Below are 6,053 nucleotides of genomic sequence, written 5' to 3' on the forward strand. Positions count from 1 at the left end.
TCCCTATCTCTGCGAGCGAGTTTCAAACTTTAATATCTGCTTTTCAAATACCATTGGGTAATGATGGGAAGTTTTTTCAATGAGTTTATCAACTTCTTCCCCTGTCAACCTTGAAGCTCCACTCGATAAGTGAGAATTATTATGTTCATCCCCCCCTGTTAGAATGAAATACCTCTCTGATGTCAGAGTTTCTCCAAAGTGTAATTTACAAGAAATATCACACTCATCATTATACGATTTTATCAACCCTAACAGTGAATCACTCTCACAAATTAACCCCTCCTGCAAGAATAAATAAACCCCACCACCACTATATATTGCTTTATAAATTCCCTCCACAGTTAGAAGGCTCACATCATCACTAACCTCAACCATATCAATAAAATAGTTTCTATTATTAACAATAATATCTTCTTTTTCAATTACATTTTTCTTCAGTTCCATTAAACCGTTTTTACCCACAGCTCTTTTTATACTTTTTATTTTGTCACTTACGTTATCCACATAATAGTCATCATCAAGGAATACAATCCTTTTAACCTTAAAGCTATTTATTGTTGCCCATAACTTTTTTATGTATAGCTCATATTCGTCGCTTGAGAACACATTAATTAAAGAAAGATCCGTGTCTTTTACTGAGACACCAATTTTTTTTAAACTAGCTTTTGCATCAGTAATCAGCTTTGTTCTCATTAGAAGCACCTATCACCTTTGTATTTATTTGTATTCCTTGGTCGGCCTTTCTCATAAGAGAAATGCTCGCCTTTAGTACCATGATAATGTGGTTTCTCAAAAGTGTCATTGTCCGTGAAAACATGCCCTTGATGATGCACTTTTACACGACCAACCTCAGAATTATTTCTCATAATCCGTTCCTCATGCAAAATACCTGAGTTAAGTTTTGAGTTTTCAGATTGGGTTATATCCTCGACTACTTGGACTTGGTATGTTTGCGATGTAGGGATACCTTGTGAACGCATAGCCTCCCTTCTTGCTGCTCGAGACGTCTCAAGCGTTTTATCCCCTGGAAGTTGGTCTCTTCTGGTACTCAACCCAAACGGATCCACCCACATCAGCGGGTTCGGCGCATACTGATACAGGTTCAACCCACCTTCCAACCCTATCGGATCCTGCGTGGTGAAACGCCCCACCTCTGGTTCGTAGTAGCGGAACAGGTTGTAGTGCAGGCCGCTTTCGTCGTCCTGGTATTGCCCGGCGTAGCGCAGCGGCTGCTGATACTGCGCGCCTTGCCGCTTCGCCGCGCCGGCCACCGTCTGGCCCTGCAGCTTGCCGAAGGTGTCGTACTGCCCGGACCAGCACAGGTTGCCCGCCGCGTCGGTCACTTCCAGCGGCGCGCTGTTCAGATCGGTGTGATACCAGTAGATATCCGCCGAGCGGCTGTCGCCCGCCTGCTCCAGCGCCGCCAGTGGGCTCCACGGGCTGGCCGGATCGTAGCTCCAGCTGCGGCGGCTGCCGTCGTCGCGCTGCTCCTGCAGCAGCCGGTAGCCCTGCCACAGGAAACGGGTCGTCTGTTCGGTTTTGCCCTTGTAGCGCACCGCCTTGCGGCTGCGGCGGCCCAGCGCGTCGTAATGGTACTGCGCCTCGAACTCGCCCTGCGGGCCGCGGCCGTGCGCCTGCACCAGCCGATTGTCGGCGTCGTAGCGGTAGTGCTGTTCATACAGGCCGTTGCGCCGGCTGATCAGGTTGCTCTGCGCTCGCCCTACAGGTTATCCGCCAGATCGTACACCAGCCGCGCGCCCGGTTTACCCTGATTGGGTTCGCTGTGTTGCAGCAGGCGGCCTTTGATGCAACTAACAATCTAATGTTTTTACTCTTCCTTTTTTATTTTTAAAGAACCTAATATCTCCTTTTCAAGCTTTGATCTTATATCTCATATTTAATGCTGCACACTAAAGTGCCCCAAAGAAAGGATCCTTTCGACAGCTTGTCGGTCACTCTTCTTCGATGCACTCATCACTTATGATCGATAATCCATCAAGTTGATTAAACGCATTCTTCAAGAATTTGTACCTGCTGAGTTTTTCTGGATTCTTCCCATTAGTGAAAGACACCTTAATTATCGTGCTAAACTCTTTGTTATCCTCCTCTAACCACTCATTAGAGTGAGGAATATAATTATCAGTAATGGTTAACTTGTCCGCATAAAGGCCAGTATATGCAAAGTAAACACCAAAATAGGAGCTATCATACTCCGAGCAAGTTATATCCCATTTATCGTCCAGTAATTTGCTCGCTTCTTTTTTTGATATAATACTGCCATATTTTAAAAAATATAATTTTTTCATAATTTATCCACCACATTTACCAGGTATTCTAGTTCCCTTTCCTTTAGCCTTAACTTCAGCAGCAGACTCAAAGACCATTGCGTTCACAGGTCTACCTCCTGACATTTTGGATAATTTTTGCAATGTATCATCAATACCTAATTTCTTAGCCATTTCACTACCCATATCAATTGGTCCAGTGCGCCCTCCTTTTCCTATTCCCAGCTGCTCTGCTTTTTGATATAGCTCAGGATGTGAAATAGCAACGTCAAAATCACTAACACGGCCAACATCAAATGGTTGACCTGTAGAGAAACTTACTCCCGATACGGAGCTTCCTTGCATATATGAAACTGTGCCGGGATATCCTAATTTACTCATTCCTGCCTGTAATGCTTCACCGAACTGTTTAAATTGGCCGAAACTATTAAAGCCATGTGGAACTCCTTCTACAGATAACCCCAGCGGATCCACCCACATCAGCGGGTTCGGCGCATACTGATACAGGTTCAACCCACCGCGCAACCCTATCGGATCCTGCGTGGTGAAACGCCCCACCTCGGGTTCGTAGTAGCGGAACAGGTTGTAGTGCAGGCCGCTTTCGTCGTCCTGGTATTGCCCGGCGTAGCGCAGCGGCTGCTGGTATTGCGCGCCTTGCCGCTTCGCCGCGCCGGCTACCGTCTGGCCCTGCAGCTTGCCGAAGGTGCCGTATTGCCCGGACCAGCACAGGTTGCCCGCCGCGTCGGTCACCTCCAGCGGCGCGCTGTTCAGATCGGTGTGATACCAGTAAATATCCGCCGAGCGGCTGTCGCCCGCCTGCTCCAGCGCCGCCAGCGGGCTCCACGGGCTGGCCGGATCGTAGCTCCAGCTCCAGCTGCGGCAGCTGCCGTCGTCGCGCTGCTCCTGCAGCAACCGGTAGCCCTGCCACAGGAAGCATGTAAATAACTAAAGTCGCCCTGTCAATTAAGAATCAACTTAATATCCTAGCGAGGATATATAACAACCTTTCCCTTATTGTTATTAAAATAAATTTCACTAATTTTACCATCATCATAAACACATGATAAAATAACATATGGTAAAGGAGAGTAATTACTTACCGTCAATATACTATCGATTCTACCATCTTTATAAAAGTAATGATAACCAGATAAATTGCCATCATCATTTGCAAAAAAAGCTTTAGACGGCTGCCCTTCAGAGTTTAAAAAAACTCTACTTATAGCTAAATAGTTGCCCTTTACATCCTGTCTTATTTCAAGAACCTCATCACCATCTCTAATGATATAAGATGTATCCGCCATAACTCCTTTTGAGTTATAGCTGTCGATTTTATTTACAAGGCCATCATTTGAAAAATAGCAATATGCATTACTTTTGTTCTTAGGCTCTTTACTCAATATTTCTCCGGTTTTAAATCCGGTTAACTCATTGTAAAATGGAATAATACTAAAGGCATTAGTTTTAGACCACGATACAACCTTTGATTCCGTATGGCTAATAGAAGATATTTTTTCAGCTAATAGCTCTTCATTCGAAAAAAGAGACTGCACTTCATCTAAATCAGCCCTTATACCATCAGCTACTTCTTTCATTTTATCACCATTATAAAGTAGGGATTCTACCATTTGCAAGAGGAAATACCTTACCTCCCTCAAGCTCACTTTTTATTTGCTTAAGAGAAGATAAAAACTCTTTATCCGTCTGACTGTTAATAAGTTTATCATAAACATATTGTTTATATGCATTGCCATGTATCCCATTACCTTTGTGGGCAGTCGTTAAAGTACCTTCTATACGGTCAGCCCTAGTATTAGGAAGCCAAACTCCATTCTTTGAATTATTAATATCAATATCGAGATCATCCATTCGTTTTCTTAATGCAACCATTCGGGCATCAGAAGAGTTGGACATTATAATATGGTGCGCATCATATTTCCCTCCCCCCATAGGTTGTGGCCCCAGATTTCGGGCAAGCTTAGCTGCATCAGTCGAGCAACTCATCAACCCCAGCGGATCCACCCACATCAGCGGGTTCGGCGCATACTGATAAAGGTTCAACCCACCGTCCAACCCTATCGGATCCTGCGTGGTGAAACGCCCCACCTCGGGTTCGTAGTAGCGGAACAGGTTGTAGTGCAGGCCGCTTTCGTCGTCCTGGTATTGCCCGGCGTAGCGCAGCGGCTGCTGATACTGCGCGCCCTGCCGCTTCGCCGCGCCGGCCACCGTCTGGCCCTGCAGCTTGCCGAAGGTGTCGTACTGCCCGGACCAGCACAGGTTGCCCGCCGCGTCGGTCACCTCCAGCGGCGCGCTGTTCAGATCGGTGTGATACCAGTAAATATCTGCCGAGCGGCTGTCGCCCGCCTGCTCCAGCGCCGCCAGTGGGCTCCACGGGCTGGCCGGATCGTAGCTCCAGCTGCGGCGGCTGCCGTCGTCGCGCTGCTCCTGCAGCAACCGGTAGCCCTGCCACAGGAAACGGGTCGTCTGTGCGGTTTTGCCCTTGTAGCGCACCGCTTTGCGGCTGCGGCGGCCCAGCGCATCGTAATGGTACTGCGCGTCGAATTCGCCCTGCGGGCCGCGGCCGTGCGCCTGCACCAGCCGGTTGTCGGCGTCGTAGCGGTAGTGCTGTTCGTACAGGCCGTTACGCCGGCTGATCAGGTTGCCCCAGGCGTCGTAACGGTAAAACAGCTTTTGCCAGTGCGTCAGGCGGTTGTCGGCGATCGGCGCCAGCGGCAGGTGCGCGTCGATGTCGCTCTGCGGGCTGCGCTCGCCCAGCAGGTTATCCGCCAGATCGTACACCAGCCGCGCGCCCGGTTTGCCCTGATTGGGTTCGCGGTGTTGCAGCAGGCGGCCTGCCATACAATCTTAACCATTTGATTCTATATGATTTTTAAAGAGCCAAACATTGCCTTTTCACGCCTTAATTAAATTCTAAATTCGTTTGTTTAGCAGGAGGCACCACGCTATTCCTGTAGTGCCTAATTTTCTTTGAGGCTAGTCCCCCGGCTTCTCCCAATAAGGGGTATCCTCTGTAGCTCTCTCTATATCATCCATATCATCATCACCAAGACTATTATCAAACTTACTGGATAATATCCTTCTAATTTCTGCCAGCCTATGTGTAACTTTATTCTTGTCTATAAATTTAGTTGTTTCGCTCTCATACTCTAACCGCTTATCGTCACTAATAACTGGCTCGCTGTAATAATAATGTGCGATATTACCAAGTGAGATCAATAAATAATTAACCTCCTTGATTATATTAACAGCTTCTTCACCTGTTAGTTTGATTGTTTCATTTTCTTTTAACATCTTACTTCCTTTTTGTGATCGTTGGGTTTTTTAAGGGCACATCACCCTTCACAGTAAGCTCTTGGGTATGATAGCGAGGATTAGTAATCCACTCTAATTGTGAGTTGGGAACATCGGTCTCAACATAATCCCTTCCTCTTCCTGGTTTAATTTGATATTTATTTTCAGCCTGAACTTGACTCATTGGTTTTTTATTTGCTGGCTCAACATAAACTCGACCATTATCCTGAGCTTTTATTACGCCACTTTCTTCAATTGCATTTGAGCCTTTACGATTGGTGTAATGGCGAACACGGGTTGTTTCTTCAGTCTTGCAAGGCTTACTACTCAACCCAAACGGATCCACCCACATCAGCGGGTTCGGCGCATACTGATAAAGGTTCAACCCACCGTCCAACCCTATCGGATCCTGCGTGGTGAAACGCCCCACCTCGGGTTCGTAGTAGCGGAACAGGT

Annotated in this window: 5 protein-coding genes and 3 pseudogenes; all 8 read right to left on the reverse strand. The window is 47.1% G+C overall.

Features of this window, described 5'->3' with window-relative positions:
• Positions 1-3: 3 nt before the first annotated feature.
• Positions 4-693, reverse strand: a complete 690-nt coding sequence (locus ACJ8J5_RS06435) for a hypothetical protein (protein WP_414104513.1) — start codon at positions 691-693, stop codon at positions 4-6.
• A pseudogene (locus ACJ8J5_RS06440) lies at positions 693-1,804 on the reverse strand (RHS repeat domain-containing protein); the annotation flags it as partial. The gene ACJ8J5_RS06435 and the pseudogene ACJ8J5_RS06440, both read right to left, overlap by 1 nt.
• Before the next feature lie 148 nt (positions 1,805-1,952).
• Positions 1,953-2,306 carry a hypothetical protein gene (locus tag ACJ8J5_RS06445; protein WP_033633100.1) on the reverse strand — a complete coding sequence of 118 codons (354 nt, stop codon included), beginning with the start codon at positions 2,304-2,306 and terminating at the stop codon, positions 1,953-1,955.
• A 3-nt stretch (positions 2,307-2,309) separates the two neighbouring features.
• A pseudogene (locus ACJ8J5_RS06450) lies at positions 2,310-3,224 on the reverse strand (RHS repeat domain-containing protein); the annotation flags it as partial.
• A 44-nt stretch (positions 3,225-3,268) separates the two neighbouring features.
• Complete coding sequence (locus tag ACJ8J5_RS06455) at positions 3,269-3,880, reverse strand: hypothetical protein (protein WP_414104514.1); 612 nt, start codon at positions 3,878-3,880, stop codon at positions 3,269-3,271.
• A gap of 10 nt (positions 3,881-3,890) precedes the next feature.
• A pseudogene (locus ACJ8J5_RS06460) lies at positions 3,891-5,138 on the reverse strand (RHS repeat-associated core domain-containing protein); the annotation flags it as partial.
• 141 nt (positions 5,139-5,279) lie between these two features.
• Positions 5,280-5,597, reverse strand: a complete 318-nt coding sequence (locus ACJ8J5_RS06465; RefSeq protein ID WP_060435512.1) for a hypothetical protein — start codon at positions 5,595-5,597, stop codon at positions 5,280-5,282.
• 1 nt (position 5,598) lies between these two features.
• Positions 5,599-6,053, reverse strand: a 455-nt coding sequence (locus ACJ8J5_RS06470) for an RHS repeat-associated core domain-containing protein (RefSeq protein WP_442520474.1), incomplete at its 5' end; no start/stop codon positions are given.

The sequence above is a fragment of the Serratia sp. CY43202 genome (genome assembly GCF_052168755.1).
Classification (GTDB): domain Bacteria; phylum Pseudomonadota; class Gammaproteobacteria; order Enterobacterales; family Enterobacteriaceae; genus Serratia; species Serratia bockelmannii.

What these genes read in the sequence shown, in the direction of transcription:
- ACJ8J5_RS06435 (WP_414104513.1), bottom strand. Translation starts at nt 693, where the DNA reads ATGAGAACAAAGCTGATTACTGATGCAAAAGCTAGTTTAAAAAAAATT.
- ACJ8J5_RS06445 (WP_033633100.1), bottom strand. Translation starts at nt 2,306, where the DNA reads ATGAAAAAATTATATTTTTTAAAATATGGCAGTATTATATCAAAAAAA.
- ACJ8J5_RS06455 (WP_414104514.1), bottom strand. Translation starts at nt 3,880, where the DNA reads ATGAAAGAAGTAGCTGATGGTATAAGGGCTGATTTAGATGAAGTGCAG.
- ACJ8J5_RS06465 (WP_060435512.1), bottom strand. Translation starts at nt 5,597, where the DNA reads ATGTTAAAAGAAAATGAAACAATCAAACTAACAGGTGAAGAAGCTGTT.